Origin of the sequence: Amycolatopsis plumensis (genome assembly GCF_042652605.1) — a bacterium.
In the GTDB taxonomy this organism is placed as follows: domain Bacteria; phylum Actinomycetota; class Actinomycetes; order Mycobacteriales; family Pseudonocardiaceae; genus Amycolatopsis; species Amycolatopsis plumensis.
In genome coordinates this window covers 5,007,945-5,032,508 of sequence record NZ_JBHSJY010000001.1, presented here as the reverse complement: position 1 = coordinate 5,032,508, position 24,564 = coordinate 5,007,945, and the positions used below count along the sequence as shown (strand labels likewise).

22 protein-coding genes and 1 tRNA gene are annotated in these 24,564 nt (G+C 71.8%); 1 reads left to right on the top strand and 22 read right to left on the bottom strand.

Features of this window, described 5'->3' with window-relative positions; translation table 11 throughout:
- Positions 1 to 34 precede the first annotated feature (34 nt).
- From ACFPLC_RS24350 to ACFPLC_RS24245, 22 genes are all read right to left on the bottom strand, one after another.
- Positions 35 to 610 carry a TetR/AcrR family transcriptional regulator gene (locus tag ACFPLC_RS24350; RefSeq protein ID WP_378204486.1) on the bottom strand — a complete coding sequence of 192 codons (576 nt, stop codon included), beginning with the start codon at positions 608 to 610 and terminating at the stop codon, positions 35 to 37.
- A gap of 212 nt (positions 611 to 822) precedes the next feature.
- Positions 823 to 1,881 (bottom strand): NAD(P)-binding domain-containing protein, encoded by a 1,059-nt coding sequence (locus ACFPLC_RS24345; protein WP_378204483.1) that lies wholly within the window; start codon positions 1,879 to 1,881, stop codon positions 823 to 825.
- Between the two features lie 364 nt (positions 1,882 to 2,245).
- Positions 2,246 to 3,469 (bottom strand): GGDEF domain-containing protein, encoded by a 1,224-nt coding sequence (locus tag ACFPLC_RS24340; protein WP_378204536.1) that lies wholly within the window; start codon positions 3,467 to 3,469, stop codon positions 2,246 to 2,248.
- 291 nt (positions 3,470 to 3,760) lie between these two features.
- Positions 3,761 to 4,861: an SRPBCC family protein gene (locus ACFPLC_RS24335; RefSeq protein WP_378204480.1), complete on the bottom strand. Its 1,101-nt coding sequence runs from the start codon at positions 4,859 to 4,861 to the stop codon at positions 3,761 to 3,763.
- A gap of 78 nt (positions 4,862 to 4,939) precedes the next feature.
- Entirely contained in the window at positions 4,940 to 5,794 is an 855-nt protein-coding gene (locus ACFPLC_RS24330; RefSeq protein ID WP_378204477.1) for an FAD binding domain-containing protein, read from the bottom strand.
- On the bottom strand, positions 5,791 to 8,232 hold the full coding sequence (locus ACFPLC_RS24325; RefSeq protein ID WP_378204474.1) for a xanthine dehydrogenase family protein molybdopterin-binding subunit: 2,442 nt from the start codon (positions 8,230 to 8,232) through the stop codon (positions 5,791 to 5,793). Before ACFPLC_RS24325 ends, ACFPLC_RS24330 begins: the two co-directional genes overlap by 4 nt.
- Positions 8,232 to 8,756 carry a (2Fe-2S)-binding protein gene (locus tag ACFPLC_RS24320; protein WP_325152881.1) on the bottom strand — a complete coding sequence of 175 codons (525 nt, stop codon included), beginning with the start codon at positions 8,754 to 8,756 and terminating at the stop codon, positions 8,232 to 8,234. The genes ACFPLC_RS24325 and ACFPLC_RS24320 overlap by 1 nt, the downstream gene beginning before the upstream one ends.
- A 202-nt stretch (positions 8,757 to 8,958) precedes the next feature.
- Positions 8,959 to 10,071, bottom strand: coding sequence for an XdhC family protein (locus ACFPLC_RS24315; protein ID WP_378204471.1), 1,113 nt, complete (start codon positions 10,069 to 10,071; stop codon positions 8,959 to 8,961).
- Positions 10,064 to 11,176 (bottom strand): vWA domain-containing protein, encoded by a 1,113-nt coding sequence (locus ACFPLC_RS24310; protein ID WP_378204468.1) that lies wholly within the window; start codon positions 11,174 to 11,176, stop codon positions 10,064 to 10,066. Before ACFPLC_RS24310 ends, ACFPLC_RS24315 begins: the two co-directional genes overlap by 8 nt.
- Before the next feature lie 23 nt (positions 11,177 to 11,199).
- Positions 11,200 to 11,273 (bottom strand) — tRNA-Arg (locus ACFPLC_RS24305).
- Positions 11,274 to 11,580: 307 nt separating this feature from the next.
- Positions 11,581 to 13,344 carry a hypothetical protein gene (locus ACFPLC_RS24300; protein WP_378204533.1) on the bottom strand — a complete coding sequence of 588 codons (1,764 nt, stop codon included), beginning with the start codon at positions 13,342 to 13,344 and terminating at the stop codon, positions 11,581 to 11,583.
- A gap of 50 nt (positions 13,345 to 13,394) precedes the next feature.
- On the bottom strand, positions 13,395 to 14,264 hold the full coding sequence (locus ACFPLC_RS24295; RefSeq protein WP_378204466.1) for an AAA family ATPase: 870 nt from the start codon (positions 14,262 to 14,264) through the stop codon (positions 13,395 to 13,397).
- A gap of 18 nt (positions 14,265 to 14,282) precedes the next feature.
- Positions 14,283 to 14,867, bottom strand: coding sequence for a nucleotidyltransferase family protein (locus ACFPLC_RS24290; RefSeq protein WP_378204463.1), 585 nt, complete (start codon positions 14,865 to 14,867; stop codon positions 14,283 to 14,285).
- Positions 14,868 to 14,999: 132 nt separating this feature from the next.
- Positions 15,000 to 15,833 carry an IclR family transcriptional regulator domain-containing protein gene (locus tag ACFPLC_RS24285; RefSeq protein ID WP_378204460.1) on the bottom strand — a complete coding sequence of 278 codons (834 nt, stop codon included), beginning with the start codon at positions 15,831 to 15,833 and terminating at the stop codon, positions 15,000 to 15,002.
- A gap of 10 nt (positions 15,834 to 15,843) precedes the next feature.
- Positions 15,844 to 16,245: a 4-carboxymuconolactone decarboxylase gene (gene pcaC, locus ACFPLC_RS24280; protein ID WP_378204457.1), complete on the bottom strand. Its 402-nt coding sequence runs from the start codon at positions 16,243 to 16,245 to the stop codon at positions 15,844 to 15,846.
- On the bottom strand, positions 16,242 to 17,018 hold the full coding sequence (pcaD, locus tag ACFPLC_RS24275; RefSeq protein WP_378204455.1) for a 3-oxoadipate enol-lactonase: 777 nt from the start codon (positions 17,016 to 17,018) through the stop codon (positions 16,242 to 16,244). The genes pcaC and pcaD overlap by 4 nt, the downstream gene beginning before the upstream one ends.
- Entirely contained in the window at positions 17,015 to 17,569 is a 555-nt protein-coding gene (pcaG, locus tag ACFPLC_RS24270; protein ID WP_378204452.1) for a protocatechuate 3,4-dioxygenase subunit alpha, read from the bottom strand. Before pcaG ends, pcaD begins: the two co-directional genes overlap by 4 nt.
- Complete coding sequence (gene pcaH, locus ACFPLC_RS24265; RefSeq protein ID WP_378204449.1) at positions 17,566 to 18,303, bottom strand: protocatechuate 3,4-dioxygenase subunit beta; 738 nt, start codon at positions 18,301 to 18,303, stop codon at positions 17,566 to 17,568. Before pcaH ends, pcaG begins: the two co-directional genes overlap by 4 nt.
- Before the next feature lie 13 nt (positions 18,304 to 18,316).
- Complete coding sequence (locus ACFPLC_RS24260; RefSeq protein ID WP_378204446.1) at positions 18,317 to 19,498, bottom strand: thiolase family protein; 1,182 nt, start codon at positions 19,496 to 19,498, stop codon at positions 18,317 to 18,319.
- Complete coding sequence (locus ACFPLC_RS24255; protein WP_378204530.1) at positions 19,495 to 20,253, bottom strand: CoA-transferase subunit beta; 759 nt, start codon at positions 20,251 to 20,253, stop codon at positions 19,495 to 19,497. Before ACFPLC_RS24255 ends, ACFPLC_RS24260 begins: the two co-directional genes overlap by 4 nt.
- Positions 20,250 to 21,059, bottom strand: coding sequence for a CoA transferase subunit A (locus tag ACFPLC_RS24250; RefSeq protein WP_378204443.1), 810 nt, complete (start codon positions 21,057 to 21,059; stop codon positions 20,250 to 20,252). Before ACFPLC_RS24250 ends, ACFPLC_RS24255 begins: the two co-directional genes overlap by 4 nt.
- Positions 21,060 to 21,182: 123 nt before the next feature.
- A complete protein-coding gene (locus tag ACFPLC_RS24245; protein WP_378204440.1) occupies positions 21,183 to 22,352 on the bottom strand; it encodes an ROK family protein in 1,170 nt (389 codons plus the stop codon).
- 76 nt (positions 22,353 to 22,428) lie between these two features.
- Between ACFPLC_RS24245 and ACFPLC_RS24240 the strand changes: the two genes are divergently transcribed.
- The gene (locus ACFPLC_RS24240; RefSeq protein ID WP_378204437.1) at positions 22,429 to 24,525 is read left to right on the top strand and encodes an alpha-galactosidase; all 2,097 of its coding nucleotides are present in this window, start codon (positions 22,429 to 22,431) and stop codon (positions 24,523 to 24,525) included.
- Positions 24,526 to 24,564 lie beyond the last annotated feature (39 nt).

Genomic DNA, 24,564 nt, shown 5'->3' with positions numbered 1-24,564 from the left:
GGCATACTGCTCCGTGGCGCGGGACCGGCGGTGGTCAGCCGGCCTGCGGCGGCGCCTGGAGGCCGTGGAAGACGGCCGCGATCAGCCGCCGCCCCTGGGCCGCGCCGTCGTCGTTGTTCGCGACCCGCCACAGGAAGCTCATGAGCATGATGATGTCGGCGGGATCGTGCCCGGGTGCGATGGTGCCCTCGGCCACGCACGCGTCGACGAGCTTCTTGACCGCCGCGGAGGTCGGCCCCCAGGAAGCGTCGATCAGCTCCTGGGCCGCGGCGCTGTGCAGCGCGTCGCCGAGGCCGTGCTTGATGCGGATGTAGGCGGCGAGGGTCTCGAACCACTCGACGAAGGCGGCCTTCGCGGACGAATGGCGGGCCAGCACTTCGTCGGCCGTGGCGGTCAGGCGTTCGATGTCGTGCTGGTAGGCGGCGAGGATGAGGTCTTCGCGGGTCGGGAAGTGGCGGTAGAGGGTTCCCGCGCCGACCCCGGCGCGCTTGGCGACTTCGCTCAGCGGCACCAGCGGGTTCTGGGCGAACAGCTCGTGGGCGGCTTCGATGATCGCGACACGGTTGCGCGCGGCGGCTTTGCGCTGGGTGCCGTACGTCCCGTCGGTCATGCTCCGATCATGCCTCATCGTTGGCTTGCGGAGAATCGATGCGGCCGGTTCCGGCGCCGATAAGGCTTACGCGGATCTCCTGTACTTGAGTTTCCGTTGCGGCGCAACGGATTCCGACGATCACCCGATTCAGCGATGGCGTTCGCACAGATGTTCGGTAGCTTGGGTTTATGGCTCCTTCGACCCGCAACTTCGCTCTTCGGCGAAGACCCTCAGCCCAGCATTTTCCGGATCTCCGCCACCGCGGTCCGGCCGGCCCGGTTGGCGCCGACCGTGCTCGCCGAGGGCCCGTACCCGACGAGGTGCAGGCGTGGCTCGAGCACCACCCGCGTGCCGTCCATTTTGACCCCGCCACCGGGCTCCCGGATGTGCAGCGGCGCGAGGTGATCGATCGCCGCGCGGAAGCCGGTGGCCCACAGGATCACGTCGGCGTCGAACCGTTCGCCGTCCGCCCAGACGACGCCTGCGGGCGTGATCCGCTCGAACATCGGCCGCCGGTCGAGGATCCCGGCGGCGCGGGCGGCGCGCACTTCCGGCGTCACAGCCAGGTCCGTCACGCTGACCACGCTTTCGGGCGGCAGTCCGGCGCGGACGCGCTCGGCCACCTTGGCGACCGCACTGCGTCCCCAGTTCTCGCTGAAGGGCTCGTCCCGCCACACGGGCGGCCGGCGCGTGACCCAGGCGGTCGCCCGGGCGAGCGGGGCGAACTCCATGAGCAGCTGACCGGCGGAGGCGCCCCCGCCGACCACGACCACTCGTCGATCGCGAAAGTCTTCGGGCCCCGCGTAGTCGGCGGTGTGCAGCTGCCGCCCGGCGAAGGTCTCCTGGCCGGGATAGCGCGGCCAGAAAGGACGGTCCCAGGTTCCGGTGGCACTGATGACGGCCCGCGCGGCCCACGATTCGGCCGGGCTGGAGACGAGGAGCCGCTCCCCCGCCCGCGTCACGGACTGGACGTCGACGGGCCGGAGCACGGGAAGGTCGTAGACGCTTTCGAAGCGCGCAAAGTACTCGGAGACGACTTCGGAGGCGGGACGCGTCACGTCCGGAGTGCCGAAAGCCATCCCGGGAAGGTCATGGATGCCGTGCACCTTCCCCAGAACCAGCGACGGCCACCGGTACTGCCAGGCACCCCCGGCCCGCTTCCCGTGGTCGAGCACAACGAACCCGCTCCGGTTCCCGAACCCGGCCCGCCGCAGGTGATAGGCGGCGGACAACCCGGCCTGCCCGGCCCCGATGACCACAACATCCGTCTCGTGATCCGCGCCGCTCATAAAGGGTCCAACGACCACCGCGGCGGGGTATTTCGCGCCCTACGTCACAGCGGCCGCGGTCAGGCCGGCCCCTTCGCTCCGCAGCTAGAACCGCACCCTCACCAGCCGCGGCCAACATCCTCGCTCGGGCCGTCTACCCGTCCTCGCTTATCGCGACCGCATCTCCGCCCCGCACACATCGCGCCGATCACCCTTCGCCGCCTTCCACACCGGGTGGCGCCAACCAACCGCGCCAACGCAAGGCCCCCACAGCACACCCGAGCGGACCGAAACCCCAGCCCGGTCGTGACCAGCCTCCGCACCGCGCGCACCGCGCGCACCGCGACTCGCCACCGCGAGCCACCCACTCGCGCATCCGGTCGTCCTACACCGCGACCTGGTTCCGCCCGGCCTCCTTGGCCCGGTACAGCGCGGCATCAGCGGTGCGGAGCACATCATCGAGCGCCGGCCCGGCGTCCGGATACCGCGCCACCCCGATCGACACCGAAAGGCCACTCACCCGGACCGTCCCCGTGCCCGTCGAAATCACCACGTTCAGCTCCCCCACCGCCACCCGCACCCGCTCGGCGATCGCCAGCACGTCCGCGCGGCCGATACCCGGCAGCAGCACCACGAACTCTTCACCGCCGAACCGGCCGACCGTGTCGCCCTGGCGCACCGAATTCGAAATCGCCACCGCGACCGCCGCCAGCACGTCGTCGCCGGTCAGGTGGCCGTACGTGTCGTTGATCCGCTTGAAGTGGTCCAAGTCGATCATCAGCACCGCGAAACCCCCGCCGGTGCCGCGGCGCTGGACGCGGGCGTGCTCGCGCGTCGCGGATTCGTGCCAGCCCGCGGTGTTGAGCAGCCCGGTCTTCTCGTCCGTGACGGCCGCGACCTGCAACTGCTGCTTCAACAGCAGGTACCGGTGCAGCAGCAGCAACGGCGCCACGACGAATACGACCAGCACCGGCTGCTCGACCAGCGCGAGCGCGGCGAGCCCACCGAGGCAGAGGGTCGCGAGCTCGAAGGCGTTGTCCTCCCACGTGCCGATCAGGTCGGCTGCCGAGCGCTTGCTGGTGTACAGGTAGATGCCGGCCGCCACGAGGCCGACGTTCACCAGCTCGAACACCGCGGCCGCCAGGCAGAGCGCGAACAACCCGCGTGGCGTCTGCAACGGCGTTCCGTGCAATCCCAGCACCGCGAGAACGGAGGAAGCAGCGAAACACGAGAGCATCGCCCAGGCCGTACTTGCCACGAACCGGTGCGCGGGCCGCGTCCGCACCTGCCGCCACACCCGCACCCACAGGTGCGAGTAGAGCACCACGGCGAGCAGCGCCACCCAGGCCGGCGGGAGCAGGACGACACCGGCGAGGTACCAGACGGACGTGACGTTGATGTGCGTCTGCCCGCTCATCCACCGGCGCAGCCGCTCGATGCGGCGCGACATCTCGGCCTGCACCACCCCGAGCGCGACCAGCACGGCGAACCAACCCGGGCGCACCGGCCCACCGAACCCGGTCGCCAGCGCGGCACCGGTCGCGACGACGGCGAGCAGCTCGCAGCCGAGGGCGTAGGCGATCCAGCGGGTTTTCGCCCCGCCCCACATCGCCCATCGCGCAGGCCAGCCCGGCCAGGTGGAAAGCGCATCCCGGCGCACGGCGGCCTGGGCTCTCAAGAGCCGAGGCCACAGACGTGACGAACCGGCATCGTGACGTACCCCTTGCGCGAAGTTCGGCCGACCAGGTAGCCCAGCGTAGCCGTTCCGGCGTGCCGCGTCGCCAGTCCGGGCGAATTGCGGGCATTGCCCCGACCCGAAGACCCGCGCTAAGTAGATCGGCGCAGGTCAGCGCCGCTCACCATCGGGGTAGGCCGAATCGCGCCTCCGGCCGCGGGCCGGTCACTTGCGCAGCGCGCGGACGACCGCCACCAGCCCGGCCACCGCGGTAACGGCGACCAGCACCGGGACCACCCGCTTGAGCACGGACTGCCCCGCGTAGTCGAGCAGGTCGATCGCTTCGGTCTCGGGCGGCGCCGGGACGCTGTGCAGCGCGGGCCGCTCCGCCGCCTTGGCCTTCGGCTCGGTGTTGATCTCCGGAGTGGTCGGCGCCGGCTTGACCGCGGGCTGCGGCTTGGCCACCGGCTCGCCCGCAGCCGCCGGCGTGCCCTGCTCCGCCACCGGCTTCGCAGCCGCCTCAGCCACCGGCACACCCCCGGCGGCAGCCGAGGAGGCTTCCTTCGCCGACGCGGCTTCAGCGGGAGCGCCCTTCGCCGACGCACCCCGAGCCGACGCGCCCGGAGCGGAACCGCCCTTAGCCGCGGCACTCCCGCTCGCGGCCTGAGCGGGACCGCCCTCCGCCGGTGCGTCCTCAGCCGGGGCGGCCTGAGCGGAACCACCCTTCGCCGCCGTCTCGGCCGGCGCAGGCTGGGCGGGACCGCCCTTCGCCCCGGCGCTCCCGGTCGCGGCCTGAGCCGAACCGCCCTTCGCCGCCGTCTCGGGCGGTGCAGCCTGGGCGGTTGCCTGTCCCGCCGAAGCCTGCGAGGCCGCCGCTTCCTTCGCCGGGGCGAGCTTGCCCGACAGGCAGCCCGCGAACGTGTCCAGGATCTTGCCGCCCACCTCGCTGATCAAACCGCGGCCGAACTGGGCCGGCTTGCCCGTGATCGCCAGGTCGGTCGCCACCGCTCCGCGGGTTCCGCCGTCCGTCTCCGTCAACGTCAGCGTCACCGTGGCCGCCGCCGTGCCTGCTCCGCGGGAGTCCTTGCCCGAGGCCTTGATCGTCACCTTGTGCGCGGCTTCGTCCTTCTCCAGGAACTCACCGTTCCCCTTGTACAACAACGAAATCGGCCCCAGCTTGACCTTCACCGTTCCGCTGAACTTGTCCCCTTCGACCTTGGTCAGCGTGGCACCCGGCATGCACGGGGCGACGCGCTCGGGGTCGACGACCGCCTGCCAGACCTCGCCGATCGGAGCCGGGACGGTGAATTCGTGGTCGAGCCGCACGGGCCGACCTCCTTCCTGAAAGCGGACGGGTCCGCTGCCCACCCTAGCCGCCGCCGAAGCGGCGGCCAGGGTGAAGCGTCAGGCTCCCGCGGCCGCCGCGATCGCGCGGCCCGTCAGGACTTCCGCGAGGTGACGGCGGTATTCGACGTCGGCATTGCTGTCGACCGGCGGATTCGTGCCCTCCGCCGCGTGCGAAGCCGCCGCCGTGATCGAATCGGCCGAGGCTCGGACGCCGACCAGTGCCGCCTCGACACCCGAGGCGCGGACCGGTGTCGAGCCCATATTCGTCAGCGCGACCCGGGCCTCCTCGATGACCCCCGCTTCGGTGCGGACGGTGACCGCGACCGCGACCATCGACCACGCCTGGGCGACGCGGTTGAACTTCTCGTAGTGCGCCCGCCACCCCGTGTGCTTGGGGATGCGGACCTCGACCAGCAGTTCGTCGGGTGCCAGCGCGGTGGTGAACAGGTCGCGGAAGAAGTCCGCGGCCGGGACCGTCCGGCGTCCCTGCGGCCCGGCCACCACGAGCGAGGCGTCCAGCGCCAGCACCGGCGCCAGCAGGTCGCCGGCCGGGTCGGCGTGGGCGATTGCTCCGCCCAACGTCCCGCGGTGGCGGATCTGCGGGTCGGCGACCGTGTCCGTCGCCTCCTTGAGCAACGCCGCGTGCGAGGCCACCAAGGCGTCCCGCTGGACGTCGTAGTGCGTGGTCATCGCGCCGATCACCAGGTCGTCACTCTCCTCGCGGACGCCGCGCAGTTCGGCGACGCGCCCGAGGTCGATCAGCGTGGTCGGCGCCGCGAGCCGCATCCGCAGCACCGGCAGCAGGCTCTGCCCGCCCGCCAGCACCTTGGCGTCCTCGCCCGCCGCCGCCAGCGCCTGGACCGCTTCGTCCACTGTGGACGGGTGGACGTAGTCGAAGGGAGCCGGGATCACTGCGCACCTCCGGTGGCGTCGATCGAACCGAGGCCACCACCGGCTTCGCCGCGGCCGGGGCCGCCCGCGTCGGTGGTGCCGTGCTGGATGGCGTGCCACACCCGCATCGGGGTCAACGGCATCTCGATGTCGTTCACGCCGAAGGGCCGCACGGCGTCGATCACCGCGTTGACCACCGCGGGGGTGGACGCGATGGTCCCCGCCTCGCCGACGCCCTTGGCGCCGAGCGGGTTCGTCGTCGACGGCGTCTCCGTGCGGTCGGTGGTGAACGACGGCAGGTCGGCCGCCGACGGCAGCAGGTAGTCGGCGAACGTGCCGGTCGTCAGCGTGCCGCTCTCGTCGTGCTCGGTGCCCTCGAACAGCGCCTGCGCGATGCCCTGCGCGAGCCCGCCGTGCACCTGGCCCTCCACGATCAGCGGGTTCACCGCGACCCCGACGTCGTCGACGCAGACGTACGAGCGCAGCTTGATCCGGCCCGTCTCGGTGTCCACCTCGGCGGCGCACAGGTGCGTGCCGTGCGGGAACGAGAAGTTCTCCGGGTCGAACGTCGCGTCCGAGTCGAGCGACGGCTCGACGCCGTCGGGCAGGTTGTGCGCCGCGAACACCGCGAGCGCGACGTCACCGATCGTCGTGGCCGTCTCGGTGCCGCGAACGGTGAACTTGCCGTTCGCGAACTCGAGGTCGTCCTCGGCGCATTCGAGCAGGTGCGCCGCGATCGGCTTGGCCTTGGCGACGACCTTCTCCGCGGCCTTGACGATGGCGATCCCGCCGACGACCAGCGACCGCGAACCGTAGGTGTCCAGGCCCTTGTGCGACGACTGCGTGTCGCCGTGCAGGATCTCGACGTCCTCGAACGCGACACCGAGCTGGTCGGCGACGATCTGGCTCCACGCCGTCTCGTGGCCCTGGCCGTGCGCGGACGCGCCGGTGGTGACCTCGACCTTCCCGGTGGGCAGCATCCGGATCGACGCGTACTCCCAGCCGCCGGCGCCGTAGTCCAGCGAGCCGAGCACCCGCGACGGCGCGAGCCCGCACATCTCGGTGAACGTCGAGATGCCGATGCCGAGCTGGACCTTGTCCTTCGACGTGCGGCGCTTCTCCTGCTCGGCGCGCAGGCCCTCGTAGTCGAAGAGCTGCTTCGCCTTCTCGGTGGCGGCCTCGTAGTTGCCGGAGTCGTAGGTCAGCCCGCACACGGTCGTGAACGGGAATTCCTCGTGCTTGATCCAGTTCTTCTCGCGCAGCTCCAGGGGGTCCATGCCGAGCTCGACGGCGAGCTCGTCCATGATCCGCTCGATCGCGAACGTCGCCTCCGGGCGGCCGGCGCCGCGGTAGGCGTCGGTCAGCGTCGTCGTCGTGTACACGTTGGTGCACGCGAAGTGGTACGCCGGGATCTTGTAGATCGCGTTGAACATGAACGCGCCGAGGATCGGCACGCCCGGCCCGACCAGGCCGTTGTAGGCGCCGAGGTTGGCGAGCAGCTCGACCTTGAGGCCGGTGACCTGGCCGTCGCGGGTCGCCGAGATGGTGATGTCCTGGATCTGGTCGCGGCCGTGGTGCGCGGCGAGCATCGTCTCCGAGCGCGTCTCGTTCCACTTGACCGGCTTGCCGAGCTTCTGCGCGACCAGCAGCGCCATCATCTCTTCCGGCAGGACGCCGATCTTGCCGCCGAAGCCGCCACCGACGTCCGGGGCGATCACGCGCAGCTTGTGCTCGGGGATGCCGAGCGTCAGCGCCGACATCACGCGCAGGATGTGCGGGATCTGCGTGGCCGACCACATGGTGATCTGCGTGCCGGTCGGGTCGACGACGCAGGCGCGCGGCTCCATGAACGCCGGGACGAGCCGCTGCTGGCGGAAGCGGCGCTTGAGCACGACCTCCGACGAGCTGATCGCGTCCTCGACGTTGCCGCCGGTGCCGGCCTCGGCGGAGTCGAACTTCCAGACCGCGCTCGTGTTGGTGCCGAGGTCCTTGTGGACCAGCGGCGCGCCGTCGGCGATGGCGGCTTCCATGTCGAGGATGACCGGCAGCTCGTCGTACTCGACGTCGATCTCCTCGAGCGCGTCGTGCGCTTCGGCGGACGAGCGCGCGACGACGACGGCGACACCTTCACCGGCGAAGTTGACCGTCCCGGCGGCGAGCACCGGACGGCGTGGCGCCTTCATGTCCGGCGTGATCGGCCACGCGCACGGCATGCCGATCGAGCCGTCCGGGTCGAGGTCCTGCGCGGTGTAGACGGCGATGACGCCGGGCGCGCTCTTCGCCGCGGCCGTGTCGATCGAGACGATCTTGGCGTGCGCGAACGGGCTGCGCAGCACGGCCAGGTGCAGCATCCCGGGCAGCGCGATGTTGTCGGTCCAGCGGGTGCGGCCGGTGATCAGCCGCTCGTCCTCCTTGCGGCGACGGGACTTCCCGACCTCCGGTTCGATCGTGGCGGTCATCAGTCACCACCCACGCCGACGTGCTTGTTCTCGGCGATCCGCTCCGCTTCGGGTCCGGCGCCCGGGCTCATGTGCTGGGCGGCATCGCGGACCGCGCGGACGATGTTCTGGTAGCCGGTGCAGCGGCACAGGTTGCCTTCGAGGCCCTCGCGGACGGCCTGCTCGTCCGGGTCGGGGTTGTCGGCCAGCAGGTCGATCGACTGCATGATCATCCCCGGCGTGCAGAACCCGCACTGCAGCGCGTGGTTGTCGTGAAAAGCCTGCTGCACCGGGTGCAGCTTGCCGTCGCGGGCGAGGCCTTCGACGGTGGTGACCTCGCAGCCGTCGGCCTGCACGGCCAGCACGGAGCAGGACTTCACGCTGTGCCCGTCGAGGTGGACGGTGCAGGCGCCGCAGTTGCTGGTGTCGCAGCCGACGACGGTGCCGACCTTGCCGAGTTTTTCCCGTAGGTGGTGCACAAGGAGCGTGCGGGGCTCGACTTCGTCGGTGTATTTCGTCCCGTCGACGGTGACGGTGATGCGCATCAGGCCTCCAAAAGCCGGTTCGGGAACGGCCCGCCCGACCGTGATCGGGCTCACAATCCCCGAGCGTGCTACGCGACCTTCGCGCGGACAAGCCCTGATGTCACACGTTCAACTACCTGTTCCGCAGATGCGGGAAAATCCGCGCCGGGAAACCGAATCTGCGAGGGTCCGGATGGGTGAACTTTGTGGCCCACCCGGCGGCTCAGCCGTGAATCCTCCCCGAGAGCTCCGCGAGCCGCTTGCCCCCGCCGCCCCACCGCAGCGCGATGATCTCCGCGGCGATCGACACGGCCGTCTCCTCCGGCGTGCGCGCACCCAGGTCGAGCCCGATCGGCGACGCCAGCCTGTCCAGCTCCGCCTCGGTGATCCCCGCTTCGCGCAGGCGGGCGAACCGGTCGTCGTGGGTCTTGCGGGACCCCATCGCGCCGACGTACCCGACGTCCAGGCGCAGCGCGACCTCCAGCAGCGGCACGTCGAACTTCGGGTCGTGGGTGAGCACCGCGACCGCCGTGCGCCGGTCGATCCGGCCCGCCTCGGCCTCCGCCTGCAGGTAGCGGTGGGGCCAGTCGACGACGACGTCGTGCGCGTCCGGGAACCGGCTGGTGGTGGCGAACACCGGCCGCGCGTCGCACACCGTGACCTGGTAGCCGAGGTAGGCGCCCATGCGCGCCATCGCGGCGGCGAAGTCGATCGCCCCGAAGACCAGCAGCCGGGGCGGCGGCTCGAAGGAGTTGACGAACACGGCCATGCCCTCGCCGCGGCGCTGGCCGTCCGGGCCGTAGTGCAGGGTGCCGGTGCGGCCGCTGGCCAGCAGGCCGCGCGCGTCGTCGGCCACGGCGTCGTCCATCCGCGACGACCCCAGCGAACCCGCGGTGCGGTCCGGCCACACGATCATGTGCTCGCCGACCAGGCCTTCGTGTTCGTGCTCGATGATCGTGACGACCGCGACCGGCTCGCCGCCGCGCACCGACTCGACGACCTCGCCGAGCTCCGGCATCGACTCGCGGTCGACCGCTTCGACGTAGATGTCGATGATCCCGCCGCAGGTCAGGCCGACCGCGAAGGCGTCGTCGTCGCTGACGCCGTAGCGCTGCAGCACCGGCTTGCGCTCGGCGACGACCTCCCGCGCGAGCTCGTAGACCGCGCCTTCGACGCAACCGCCGGACACGCTGCCGGCGACGGTGCCGTCCGGCGCGACGACCATCGCGGCGCCGGGCGCGCGCGGCGCCGACGAGAAGGTGGCGACCACGGTGCCGAGCCCCACGGTTTCGCCCGCGGACCAGCGGCGGAACACGTCGTCCAGTACGTCACGCATCGGAAATCTCCCCGAGCAGTCGTTCCAAGGTGGCCAGGGTGTGCCCGGCCAGGAGCCGGTCGATGTGGGGCAGCGCGGCCACGATGCCCGACTGGACCGGAGCGTACCCCGCACGGCCGGCGTGCGGGTTCACCCAGAACACGGCGTGCGCGAGCCGGCGCAGGTGTGCGAGCTGCTCGCCGAGCAGGCCGGTGTCGCCGCGTTCCCAGCCGTCGGAGAACACCGTGACCACGGCGCGGCGCGCGACCCCACGGCGTCCCCACCGGTCGAGGAACGCCTGGAGCGTCTCCCCCAGCCGGGTCCCGCCGGCGAAGTCCGGGACGGCCGAGCCCGCCGCGAGCATCGCGCGTTCCGGGTCGCGCTGCCGCAGCTGGCGCGACACCCGGGTGAGCCGCGTGCCGAGCGTGAACACCTCGACCGACGGCGGCGCGGACCGCGTCAGGACGTGGGCGAACCGCAGCAGCGCGTCGGCGTACGGGCTCATCGAGCCGGAGACGTCGATGAGCAGCACCACCCGCCGTGGCCTCCTGCCGCGCCGGGCGTGCACGAGGTGGAGGGGTTCGCCGCCGCTGGCCAGCATGGCGCGCAGCGTCCGCGACGGGTCGAGGCGGCCGCGCCGCGACGGCGTCCGCCGGGCGGCCGGGCGCTGCGGGAGCGCGGGCTTCAGGGTGGCCAGCAGCTCGCGGAGGTGTTCGCGCTCGGCGGTTGTGAGCTCGGCGAGGTCACGGTGACGCAGGACTTCGTGGGCGCTGGCGGCGACTTTCAGCTGGTCGGCGCCTTCGCCGCCCTCGGCGTCCGTGCCTGCGGCGTCGGCGAGCGGGGCGATGCGGGCCTTCTTGGGCGCGGCGGACGTCGCCCGCTTCGGCGTGGTGGTCTCGATGGAAAACCACTGGCTGAAGGCCTCTTCGTAGTACGGGAGGTCGTCCGGGCTGGAGCAGAGGGTCAGCCGCCCGGCCCAGTAGAGCTGGGTGGGTTCGGCGACGTCGATCTCGGCCACCGCGGTGAGGTACGCCTGCACGCGGTGCGCATCGCAGGCGACACCGGCTTCGCGCAGCGCGGCGGCGAACCCGGCGTACCCGGCTACGGGATCGGCGGCAGTGGTCACACTTCCATTGTGCGCCTCTTCGGCGTTCCGGCGAGGATTCGAACCTCGGACCTCGGCGTTCGTAGCGCCGCGCTCTCTCCAGCTGAGCTACCGGAACGGGGCGGTCTGCACGCCCGCCCCTCCCCGGGCAGACGCGCAGACCGCGCTCTTCGCCGCGGCCGACCCAAGGTAGCGGCGGGTGGGCGCGAAGAGCTCTTCGGAAAGAAAAGGGAATTTCAGCGAACGACGCGGGAGATCGCGCCGCAGGGGTTCCGGTCTTGCCGTCGGGTCACGATCTCCTCCTCTCGGTGGTCTCGGTTCTGCTGGGAAAAGAATGCCTCAGTCCCGCAGGCGGGGCAACGCAATTAAAACGCCCGCCTCGGCAGTCCTTTGTGGACCATCGAGGCGGGCGCCGGGTTCTCGGGTCAGGCGGCGGCCTTGAAGCCGGGCTGGACGTTCGCGCAGCCGCGCAGACCGGCCCCCTTGTTCAGCTCCAGCAGCGGCGGCAGCGTCTTCTGCGTGTAGGCCTTGAGTTCCGCGAGCTTCGCGTCGTCGACCAGGTCGCGCCGGACGTGGTAGCTGACCCAGTTGCGCGAATCGACGGTCAGGTTGCCGATCGGCGGGTTGACGAAGATCGTCGCGTATTCGCGCTCGAACCGCGGGTCCTGGTCGAAGCCCAGCGTGGCGATCCACGAGCCGATGAACGTGATCAGCTCGGGCTTGGCCTTGGTGAAGACGAGGTTGCGGACGCCGGTCACGTCGGACTCGTGCAGGTAGTCGGCGACCTGCTTGTCGCCGAGGCCGGCCAGGTCGAGCACCCGGAGGCGGCTGCCCAGCGACGTTCCGCCGAGGTCGATCAGGCCGACCTGGGCCGAGTCGGGCAGCTTCAGGATGTCCGCGAGGCCGTTGATGGTCCGGGCGTCGCGCTCGGCCACGATGCAGAACGCGGTCTTGACGTTGGCGCGGTAGGACGTGCCCTGGTCGTAGAGCCCGCTCACCGAGCTGACCAGCGCCACCACGAGCAGGCACGCGAGCACGATCCGGCCGCGCAGCCGGGCCGCGGCCAGCGCCTCGACGACGACGATCGCGCCGCCGAACGCGCCGAGCGTCCACACCGGCGTGGCGAAGCGCAGCTGCCCCATCCAGTCGAACTCGAGGACGATGTAGGCCACCACGGTGAGCCCGAACGGCACCATCAGCGCGATCAGCCCGGTGCGCAAGCGCGACGGCCGGACCATCAGCAGCACCAGGCACGCGACGGCGACCGCGACGATCAGCCAGCCCACGTAGGAGACGATTTCGCCGGGGCGGGCGAGGTCCTCGACCGTCGGCGGCTCCTGCCCCTTCGCGACGGCCGTGTTCGGCACCAGGCGGCCGAACTCGAACCAGCGGAAGATCATGTAGGCGCCGAACGGGACGGCGAAAGCGGCGACCGAGACGACGGCCGCGCGGACGCTGCGGCCGAGCAGGTCCCGCTTGAGGAACAGCAGGAGGACGATTGGGTACGCACCGGCGTAGATGATCCCGTCGGGCCGGGTCAGCGCGGCGAGCACGGCGATCAGCCCGGTGCCGAGGGCGACCTGGGTGTCCAGCAGCCGGCCGCTGTGGGTCGCGCGCACGATCACCACCGCGAGCGCGGCGACCGTGAGGGCGTAGAAGGAGTTCTCCAGCCCGGAGAAGCACCAGATGACGAACGACGGGATCGCGGCGAGCGCGGCCCCGGCGACGAAGGTGATCAGGGCCGGTCGGCGGCTCAGCACCTTCGCCCCGAAGTAGAACAGCACGAGGATGCCCGCGCAGCAGGCGAGCGCGAGCGCCTTCGGGAAGAGGATCTGGTCGGAGACCCCGAAGAGCGTGCCGTGGTCGAACAGGCCGACGAGCTTGCCGAGGGCCAGCAGGATCATCCAGGTCGGGTTGGAATATCCCTCGACCGGCGCGGCACCGGGCTGCAGCACCGGCCCGAAGCCGTCGGCGACGTTGCGCGAGTAGGCGAACGTGATGGCCGCGTCGTCGATCATCCAGTGGCCGTAGAGGGCGGCGTGCACGGCGATCAGCGCGGTGCCGCCGAGCACCGCGGCCACCGCGGCGAGCTTGCCCCGCCACCCCGGCCGGGTGGCCGGCGGACCGGCCGGCCGCTCCGGCTCCACCTCGGACGGCGGCCTCGTCTCCGTCGTCTCCGCCACGCTCATCGACAGGTTCTCCCCTCGCATCGCCACGCCCGGCCCCCCGACCGGGGCGGTCAGGCGAACAAGGCGTCGAGTTTCGCCCGGACCCGGTCGAGGTCTTCGCTGTATTTCAGGACGGCGCCGAGTGTTCGCGCCGCCGTTGCCGCGTCCAGCTCGTCACGCTGAAGGGTGAACAGCGCCCGCGCCCAATCGAGTGATTCCGCCACTCCCGGTGGTTTCAGCAAATCCATTTCACGGAGCCGGTGCACCGCCTCGGCAATTTGCCGAGCCAGATCTTCACTTATCCGCGGAATCCTACGGCGCAGGATGGCGACCTCCCGCACCAGGTCCGGGTGTTCGAGCCAGTGGTAGAGGCACCGGCGTTTCAGCGCGTCGTGCACCTCGCGGGTCCGGTTGGAAGTGAGGACGACCAGCGGCGGTTGGTCGGCGCGGATTTCGCCGAATTCGGGGATGGCCACGGCGTATTCGTCGAGCAATTGCAGCAGAAAGGCTTCGAACTCGTCGTCGGCGCGGTCGATTTCGTCGATCAGCAGGACGCAGGGGGCGGTGATCAGGGCCTGCAGCAGCGGCCGGGCCAGGAGGAACCGCTCGGTGTAGAGCGAGCGTTCCGCGGCCTCGACGTCGAGCTGCCCGCCACCGGCCGCCTCGAGCGCGCGCAGGTGCAGGAGCTGGCGCGGGAAGTCCCATTCGTAGAGGGCCTGGGCGGCGTCGATGCCTTCGTGGCACTGGAGGCGGACGAGCGGCCGGTCCAGCGCGGTGGCCAGGGCCAGGGCGAGGGACGTCTTGCCGGTGCCGGGCTCGCCCTCGCAGAAGAGCGGGCGGCCCATCCGCAGGGCGAGGAAGCCGGCGGTCGCCAGCCCGTCATCGGCGAGGTAACCGGTCGCGTCGAGCGCGGCGGCGAGGTCTTCGGGCGAGTCCGTCACGCTGTCGATCGTAGGTCTTCACGCGGGGCCCGCCAGATCGCCGGGGCGGTCGACGTCCCGGCCGCTGCCGAGGTCACCGCACTCGATCAAGGTCAGGTCGGCGCGGGTGGCGAGCCAGTCCCGGGCACCGCGATCGCCCTGGGCGCTGTTCGTGACCTCCCCCCACCACCGGCGGCCGAGCAGCACGGGGTGACCGGGAACGCCATCGTAGGCGGCGCGGGCCACGGTTTCGGAGGTGGCGCGGGCGGCGACACGGGCGAGGATGTCGGAGCCGACCCATGGCAGATCGACGAGGTGCACGAGCGCGGCGGACCGATCGGTGGCTTCGAGGGCGGCGAGCCCGGCACGGAGCGAGGCGCCCATGCCGGTGGCCCAGTCTTCGGCGGTGACGGCCTGGGCCGGGTCGGGCAGGAGGGCGCGCACTTCGTCGGCGGAGGCCCCGACGACAACCCGGACGGGCTCACACCCGGCGGCGGTGAGGGTGCGAAGGGCCCGGAGGACGAGGGGTTCGCCGTGGATTCGGACGAGGGCCTTCGGGCCGCCGAACCGTCTGCCTGCACCGGCGGCGAGCAACAGCCCGGCGACGGGCGGGGAGGCGGTCATGAGAACAAGCCTGCCGCGATCGCGAGCAGCACGGCCACTTGTCCGGCGCGCTGAAGCGACTCGCTCAACAGCCCCGCCGTTGCTTGATGGAGCTTGTCGGCTACTCGCGCCTGGTGCGTGCCGTACGGCGGGTCAGCCACGGGCACGGTCCGGGGCTCCGACCGCCAAGTCCGCTTCGATCGCCCTGGCCGTCTCCAGGAGCGGGGGGACCAGGTCCTCCCGCACCGACTCGGCCGTCGTGCGGCTGGCGTGGGTGGAGAGGTTGACCGCCGCCACCACCTGGCCCGTGCGGCTGCGGATCGGGGCCGCCACCGAGCGGAGGCCTTCCTCCAGCTCCTGGTCCACCATCGCCCAGCCCTGGCCGGCCACCTTGGCCAGCTCCCGGCGGAGGTGGGCGGGGGCCGTCACCGTGTGGTCCGTCAGGCGGTCGAGGCTCGCCACCTCGAAATACGCCTCCAGGTCCGCCTCGCCGAGTCCCGCGAGCAGGACGTGGCCCATCGACGTCGCGTACGCCGGGAAGCGGGTGCCCACGTTGATGCTCACCGTCATGATCCGGGACACCGCCACCCGCGCGACGTACACGATGTCGGTGCCCTCCAGCACCGAGACCGAGCTCGACTCGTGGACCCGCGCCGACAGCTCTTCCAGGTGGGGCTGGGCGACCTCCGGCAGCGTCATGCTCGACAGGTACGCGTAGCCCAGCTCCAGCACGCGGGCCGTCAGCGAGAAGTACTTGCCGTCGGTGCGGACGTAGCCCAGGTCGGCCAGGGTCAGGAGGAACCTCCTCGCCGCCGCGCGGGTGAGGCCCGTCGCGCGGGCCACGTCGCTCAGGGTCAGCTCGGACGCGCCCGCGTGGAACGCCTTGATCACGGCCAGCCCGCGCTCCAGCGACTGCACGTGGTGGGCTCCACGGTGCGCCGGTTCGCTGTCCAGCCGGACGTCCAACGGCGGCCTCGTCACGTCCATGCCCGGCACCCTATCCGGCGTCCTTCGGCACCGCGCTCGGCTCGCCGAGCTCGGCCAGGGTGCGCTGGGCGATGGCGAACGCCGCGTTCGCCGCCGGTGCTCCGGCGTAGACCGCCGTGTGGAGCAGGACCTCGCCGATCTCCGCCGCCGTCAGGCCGTTGCGGACCGCCGCCCGGACGTGCATCGCCAGCTCGTTGTGCGCCTGCAGCGCCGTGAGCGCGGCCAGCGTCACGCAGCTGCGCGTGCGGCGGTCCAGGCCGTCGCGGGCCCACACCGATCCCCACGCGCCCTCGGTGATGTAGTCCTGGAACGGGCGGCTGAAGTCCGTGGTGCCCGCGACCGCGCGGTCGACGTGCTCGTCGCCGAGGACCTCCCGCCGCACCTTCATGCCCTGCTCGTGGCGGTCCGTCACGTTCGCTCCAAGTGGTCCAGGATCAGCCGGGTGAACTCCGCCGGCTGCTCGTAGCTGCCCAGGTGCGCGGCGTCCGCCACGATCTCCAGCCGCGCGCCGGGGATGCCCTCGGCGATCGGCCGGGCGTGCTCGCCGGGCGAGGTGGCCGGGTCGTGCTCGCCCGCGATGACCAGGGTGGGCGCGGTGATCTTCGGGAGCAGGTCGAGCAGGTCCATCCGCTCGATCGCGCCGCAGCAGGCCGCGTAGCCCTCGGCCGGGACCGCCGCGATCATCGCCCGGAGGAACTCCGCCCGGTCCGGGTGCTGTATGCGGTAGCCCGGGGTCAGCCAGCGTTGCACCCCCGCCTCGGCCACCGCCGCGGTGCCCTCGGCGCGGACCGTGCGGGCCCGCTCCACCCACATCGACGGGGGGCCGAGCTTGGCGGACGTGCAGCACAGCACCAGGCTCGCGATCCGGTCCGGCGCGTGGATGCCGAGCCACATCCCCGTCATGCCGCCGAGCGACAGGCCCACGTGGTGCGCCTGCTCGACGCCGAGCTCGTCGAGCAGCGCCAGGACGTCGGTGCCCAGGTCTTCGAGCTCGTACGGCCCCGGCGGGACCGGCGACCCGCCGTGCCCGCGCGCGTCGTACCGGACCACCCGGAACCCGCGCTCGACCAGCGGCGCGACCTGGGGTTCCCACATCCGCAGGTCGCTGCCGAGCGACCCCCCGAACACGACCACCGGCCCGTCTTCCGGGCCTTCCGCGACCCGGTGCAGCTTCACGGCGCTCATACCCGGAAGAAGACGGTTTCGCCGTCTCCCTGCAGCCGCACGTCGAAGCGGTACCCGTCTTCGGTCTTCGCCGCGATCAGGGTGCCCCGCCGCTCCTCCGGGACCGTCGCCAGCACCGGGTCACCGGTGTTGTCCTGGTCCTCGAAGTAGATCCGCGTGACGACCCGGTTGAGCAGGCCGCGCGCGAACACCGAGACGTCGATGTGCCGGGCCTGCGTGGTGCCGCCCTCGCCGGGCACCACGCCCGGGAGCACGGTGAAGATCCCGTAGGTGCCGTCGGTCTCCGTCGGGCAGCGGCCGAAGCCGCGGAACTCGCCGTTCGCCGCGCCGCGCGGGTCGTCCGGGTGGCGGAAGCCGCCCTCGGGGTCGGCCTGCCAGGTCTCGATCATGGCGTCCGGGACCGGGTCGCCGTTGCCGTCGCGGACGGTCCCGCGGATCCAGAACGCACCGGGCGTGCCCTCGGGCACGACGTGCGGGCCGTCGGGCCAGGGCAGCCCGATCGACAGGTACGGGCCGACGGTCTGCGAGGGGGTGGGCAGCAGCTTGGTCATTCGTCCTCGTCCTCCTCGTCCTCGAACACCGACGCGTCGCGCCCGCGCAGCACGATGTCGAACTGGAAGCCCAGTGCCCACTCCGCCTGCGTGATGTCGTGGTCGTAGCGCGAGACCATCCGCTGCCGGGCCTTCTCGTCCGGGATCGAGTTGAAGATCGGGTCCTGCGAGAACAGCGGATCGTCCGGGAAGTACATCTGGGTGACCAGCCGCTGGGTGAACGCCGAGCCGAACACCGAGAAGTGGATGTGCGCCGGGCGCCAGGCGTTGTCGTGGTTCTTCCACGGGTACGCGCCGGGCTTGATGGTGGTGAAGGTGTAGCGGCCGTCGCTGTCGGTCAGGGTGCGGCCGACGCCGTCGAAGTTGGGGTCGAGCGGGGACGGCCAGCGGTCGCCGGTGTGCCGGTAGCGGCCGCCCGCGTTCGCCTGCCAGATCTCGACGAGGGAGTCGCGCACCGGGTGGCCGTCACCGTCTAGGAGCCGTCCGGTGACGATGATGCGCTGGCCCTGCGGCTCGCCGGCGTGCTGGCGGGTGAGGTCGTTGTCGTGCTCGCCGAGGCGGCCGGGCCCGAGCAGCGGGCCGGTGACCTCGGTCAGCATCTGCGGGAGCAGGACGAGGTCCTGCTTGGGGTGCCGCAGCGCCGTGGAGCGGTAGCCGCTGGAGTCGAGGGGCGGGTGGGTGCCTTCGGGATCTTGCCCGTAGCGCGGCAGCCTGAATTCGGTCGGAGTGGCCACGTTCTCTTCTCCCTTACCGGCCTTCGAGCACGACGGCCAGCCCTTGGCCGACGCCGATGCAGATGGCGGCGAGTCCCCAGCCCCCGCCGCGGCGGTGCAGGTCGTGCGCCAGGGTGCCGAGGATCCGGCCGCCGGACGCGCCGAGCGGGTGCCCGATGGCGATCGCGCCGCCGTGGGTGTTCACGATCTCCGGGTCGAGGTCCTTCCAGTCGCGCAGGCAGGCCAGCGACTGCGCGGCGAAGGCCTCGTTGAGCTCGACCGCGGCCAGGTCGTCCCAGCCGATCCCGGCGCGCTCGAGGGCGATCTCCGCCGCGCGCACCGGGCCGATGCCGAAGACGTCCGGGTCGACGCCCGCCGCGCCGCGGCCGGCGATCCGGGCGAGCGGGGTCGCGTTGAGCCGGCCCGCGGCGGCTTCGTCGCCGAGCAGGAGGGCCGAGGCGCCGTCGTTCAGCGGGGAGGCGTTGCCCGCGGTGACGGTGCCGTTTTCCTTGCGGAACGCGGGCTTCAGCTTGGCGAGCTTCTCGGGGCTGGAGTCCGCGCGGATGCCTTCGTCGCGGGCCAGTTCGACGCCTTCGACCGGGACGACCAGGTCGTCGTAGAAGCCTTCGTCCCAGGCCTTGGCGGCGTTGACGTGGCTGCGGGCGGCGAAGGCGTCCTGCTCGTCGCGGCCGATGCCGTAGCGCTCGGCGAGCTGCTCGGTGGACTCGCCGAGGGAGATCGTCCACTGCGACGGCATCGCCGGGTTGACCATGCGCCAGCCGAGCGCGGTGTTGTAGAGGGTCTGGTTGCCGGTGGGGAAAGCCTTTTCCGGCTTCGGCATGACCAGCGGCGAGCGGGTCATGGACTCGACGCCGCCCGCGACGACGAGGGAGGCGTCGCCGGTCTGGATCGCGCGGCTGGCCTGGATGACGGCGTCGAGGCCGGAGCCGCAGAGGCGGTTGACCGTGCTGCCGGGGACGGTCGTCGGCCAGCCCGCGAGGAGGGCGGCCATGCGGGCGACGTTGCGGTTGTCCTCGCCCGCGCCGTTCGCGTCGCCGAGGGTGACCTCGTCCACTGTGGACGGGTCGAGGTCGTTGCGCTGCTGGAGCGCCTTGAGCACGCCGGCGGCGAGGTCGTCGGGACGGACACCGGCCAGTGCGCCGCCGTAGCGGCCGAACGGGGTGCGGATCGCGTCGAGGATGTAGACGTCGGTCATGCGCTCGCCTTCTCCAGGTCTCGCAGGAGGGTCAGCTCCTGCTCCGTGGGGGCCGGGGTGGTCTCGAGGTCGTCGGACACCTTCAGTTTCCACCCCGTGGCCGCGATGGCGCTGTCGAGGTCCACGCCGGGGTGGAGCTGCGTCAACGTCAGCTCGGCCGTCTCCGGGTCGGGGCGCAGGAGGCCCAGGTCGGTCACCACCAGCGTCGGGCCGCGGCCGGGGAGGCCCAGCTTCTCGCGGTCGCCCTTGCCCGTCCCGTGACCGAGCGACGTCACGAAGTCCACCTTCTCCACGAACGCCCGGGGGTTCTGGCGCAGCACGATGAACACCTCGCCGCACGAGGCGGCGATCTCCGGGGCGCCGCCCGCGCCCGGCAACCTGACCTTGGGGTCGTGGTAGTCCGAGCCGATCACCGTGGTGTTGATGTTGCCGAACTTGTCCAGCTGGGCCGCGCCGAGGAAGCCCACGTCGATGCGGCCGGGCTGGAGCCAGTAATTGAACACCTCCGGCACGCTGATCACCGCGTCCGCGGTCTCGGCCAGCTCGCCGTCGCCGATCGACAGCGGCAGGCGGGACGGCTTGGCGCCCAGGCAGCCGGATTCGTAGATCAGCGTCAGGTTCGGCGCGTGCGCGCGGCGGGCCAGGTTGGCCGCCTTGCTCGGCAGGCCGATGCCGACGAAGCAGGACATGCCGTCGCCGAGGGCGCGGGCGGCCGCGACGCTCATCATCTCGTCGGAGGTGTACCCCGCGCTCATGCCGTCACCCCGGTCAGCTCGTTCAGCCACTTCGTGAACTCCTCGCGGTCGCGCCCGACCTCGTCCCACGCCTGGTACGCCGAGTTGTCCCGCTCGTAGTACCCCGCCGCGTACGACGGCTTCGCGCCACCGGGCACTTCGGCCACCGCCGTGACGACCCACGCCGGGAGGACCACCGCGCCGGGGCGGGGTTCCAGCTCGTCGACGACTTCCTCGACCGTCACGATCGACCGCTTCGCCGCCAGGACCGCTTCCTTCTGGACCCCCGTGATGCCCCACAGCTGGACGTTGCCGCCGCGGTCGGCGCGCTGCGCGTGGATGATCGAGACGTCCGGGTTCAGCGCCGGCACCGCCGTCAGCCGCTCGCCGGTGAACGGGCAGGTGATCGGCTTGATCGTGGCCGTCTGCGCCGGCAGGTCGGTGCCGGTGTAGCCGCGCAGCACCGCGAACGGCAGGCCGGACGCGCCGGCCACGTACCGGTTCGCCATGCCCGCGTGACTGTGTTCCTCGATCTCCAACGGCACCGGCCAGTCGTGCTGGACGGCGTCCCGGAACCGGTGCAGGGAGCCGACTCCCGGGTTGCCGCCCCACGAAAAGATCAGCTTGCGCGCGCAGCCGGCGCCGATCAGCTGGTCGTAGACGATGTCCGGGGTCATCCGCACCAGCGTGAGGTCACGCTTGCGCTGCCGGATGATCTCGTGCCCGGCCGCGACCGGGATGAGGTGCGTGAACCCTTCGAGCGCGACGGTGTCGCCGTCGTGCACCAGCCGGGCCACGGCCTCCTCCAGTGACAGCAGCTCCGCCATCCCACGCTCCGCATCCGTTCGCATTACGCACACTCGTTCTGCAACCGAACATAGCACGGTGGCTCGGGCCCCGACCAGACGTCTTCCACCCAATGGATGACGAAGGCAGGCGGAAGGGGCTTTTCAGCCGCTCCCGGCGACGAAAAGGCTTTGGATGGCGACGGCGGCCGCGCCCCGCGCCCACTCCTCGAACGGCAGCGGCCGGATGACCAGGCCGCACCGGGCGGCGCTGCCGAACGCCTGGACCGCGAAGGTCCGGCGGATCCGGTCTTCGAACAGGTCGTAGGCGGCGACGCCTTCCCCGGAGACGACCACCCGCTCCGGCCCGAACAAGTTGACCAGCGCGGCCAGCCCCAGGCCGATCGCATGCCCCGCCCCGGCGAAGACCTCCCGGAGCGGCTCGTCGCCGCCGCGGGCGCGCGTCACGGCGTCGTCCATCGACAACCCGGGCTCGCCGGTGACCTGCCGGGCGCGCGTCAGAATTGCTTCGGTGGACGCGATCGCCTCGACGCAGTCCCGGCCACCGCAGTGGCACGACGGGCCGCCGTCGGCGACCGGGACGTGCCCGATCTCCCCGGCGACACCGTGGGCGCCGCGGACGAGATCGCCGTTGACGACCAGCGCGCTGCCGATACCGGTCCCCACCGTGACCAGCGCGAACGACGACACCCCGACGCCTTCCCCGAACCACTGCTCGGCGACGGCGAGGGCCTTGACGTCGTTTTCCAAGGTCACGGTCAGCCCCGTGGCCTCCTCGAGGAGTTCGGCCAGCGGCACGTCCCGCCAGCCGAGGAACGGCGAGTACCGGACGACGCCGGACGCCCGGTCGACGTCGCCCGACACCGCGATCCCCAGGCAGTAGGCGCGCTCGCGAAGCGCGCCGGTCAGCAGCTCGCCGACGAGGTCGGCCAGCGCCTGCACGACGTGACCGACGTCGTGGCTCGTCAACGCGTGGCGGGCGCCGGCCCGGACATCGGCACGCAGGTCGGTGACCACGCCGATCAGGTCGTCACCGGTGATCTTGACGCCGACGAAGTACTCGCGGTCCGGCCGGATGGCCAGAGGGTTCGCCGGACGGCCCGCCCCCGGCGCGGTACGCCCTTCGGAGGCGAGTTCCTCGAGGTAACCGGCTTCGATGAAGGGCCGGGCGGCCTTGGTGACCGCGGCGGAGGAGAGGCCGGTGCGGCGGGCGACGTCGACGCGGGACACCGGCCCTTCGGTCAGGACAGTGGTGAACACGGTCGCGGCCGCGGGGCTGGTGATCGGCGCCCTTGCCGGTGCACTGCGAGGCATGGCCGGAAGGGTAAGTAGATTTAATTAACTTCGTCAAGAATTTATTTTTGCCCTGGTCGGCTCTACGCTGTCGGGCATGTCGCTCGTCGAACACGACCCCGCGCGCCGGCTTTGGCTGCTGCGCACGCCCGAAAGCTCGTACGCCTTCCGGCTGGACGCCGACGACCGCCCGCAGCACGTCCACTGGGGCCCGCCGCTGACCCTGGAGCAGGCCACGCAGGTCGCCGCGCGGCGCAACCCGGCCGACAGCAGCTTCGACGAGCCCGGCGACGAGCGGCAGGAGCTCCCGGCCGAGGGCGGCGCGTTCTTCGGCGTCGCGGCGCTGGCCGTCCGGTACGCCGACGGGACTTCGGCGCTCGAGTGGCGTTACGACGGCTTCGCGTTCGAAGACGACACGCTCGTCGTACGCCTCACCGACCGGCACTACCCGCTCGCCCTGTCCCTGCACTACCGCGTCCGCGGCGACGTCGTCGAGCGGTGGACGTCGCTGCGGCACACCGGCTCCGAAGAGCCGATCGCCTTGCTGCGCACGGATTCCGCATCGTGGACGCTCCCCCGGCGTGACGGCGCGCGGCTGAGCCACACCTCCGGCGCGTGGAACGCCGAGTACCGCGTGCTGCGCGAACCGCTGCCGGTCGGCGAAACCACGCTCACCAGCCGCCGCGGCTCCTCCAGCCACCAGGCCAACCCGTGGGTGATGCTCGACGACGGCGACGCGACGGAGAGCGCAGGAGAGGTGTGGAGCAGCGCACTGGCCTGGAGCGGCAGCTGGCGGATCACCGTCGAGCGCACGCACACCGGGCGCGTCACGTGGACCGGCGGGTTCGGCCACGAGCACGTCGCCTGGCGGCTGCACCCGGGCGAGACGTGGGAGACGCCGGTGTTCGCCGGGCTCTACGCGGCCGACGGCTTCGGCGGCACCAGCCGCCGGTGGCACGCGTATGTCCGCGAGTTCGTCCAGCCGCACCCGGACGAAGTGCGGCCGGTCGTCTACAACTCCTGGGAAGCCACCGGCTGGGACGTCGACGAGCGCACCGAGACCGAGCTCGCCGCGGCGGCCGCGAAGCTCGGCGCGGAACTGTTCGTCATGGACGACGGCTGGTTCGGCGCCCGCACCGGCGACTCCGCCGGGCTCGGCGACTGGATCGCCAACGACCGGCGCTTCCCGCGCGGGCTGCGGCCACTGGTCGACGCCGTGCACGCGCACGGGATGCAGTTCGGGCTGTGGGTCGAGCCGGAGATGGTCAACCCGGACAGCGACCTCTACCGCGCACACCCGGACTGGGTGCTGCACATGGCCAACCGGTCGCGAACGACCTTGCGCAACCAGCTCGTCCTGAACTTCGCGCGGCCGGACGTCGCGGACTGGGCCCACCGGTGGCTCGACGAGCTGGTCGGCGAGCACGGCATCGACTACCTCAAGTGGGACATGAACCGCGCGTTCACCGAGGCCGGCTGGCCGGAGGCGGGGCCGGACGCGCAGCGGCTGTGGACCGGGCACATCCGCGCGGTGTACGCAATCCTGGACCGGCTGCGCGCCGACCACCCGAACCTGCGGATCCAGGGCTGCGCGGGCGGTGGCGGACGCACCGACCTGGGGATCCTCGCGCGCACCGACGAGATCTGGGCGTCGGACAACACCGACGCGGCCGACCGGATCACCATCCAGCACGGCTACGGCCAGATCTACCCGGCGGGCACGATGTCGGCCTGGGTGACCGACAGCCCGAACCCGGCGACCCGGCGGGAGGCACCGCTGAGCTTCCGGTTCCACGTGGCGATGGCGGGCGTGCTCGGCCTGGGCGGCGATCTGCCGCGCTGGACACCGGACGAACTCGCCGAAGCGGCGTCGCTCGTGGCGCTGTACAAGGAGATCCGGCCGGTGGTGCAGCACGGCACGCTGTACCGGCTGGCGGATCCGGCGGTCTCGGCGCTGACGGCCGTGCAGTACGTCCTTGGCGATTCCGTGGTCGTGTTCTTCTGGCGGCGGCCCACCGAGTTCGCGCGGCCGTTCACGCCGCCACGGCTCGCGGGGCTGGATCCGGCCGGGCTGTACCGCGATCAGGACGGAGTGGTGCACTACGGCGCGGTGTTGCTGAGCCACGGATGGGACCTCGAGTTCCCCGGCAGCGGGTACGCGAGCGCGGTGGTGCGGCTGACGCGGGTGGGCTGAATTGTCGGTGACATCTGGGGCTTCGCCCCAGGTCGGGGG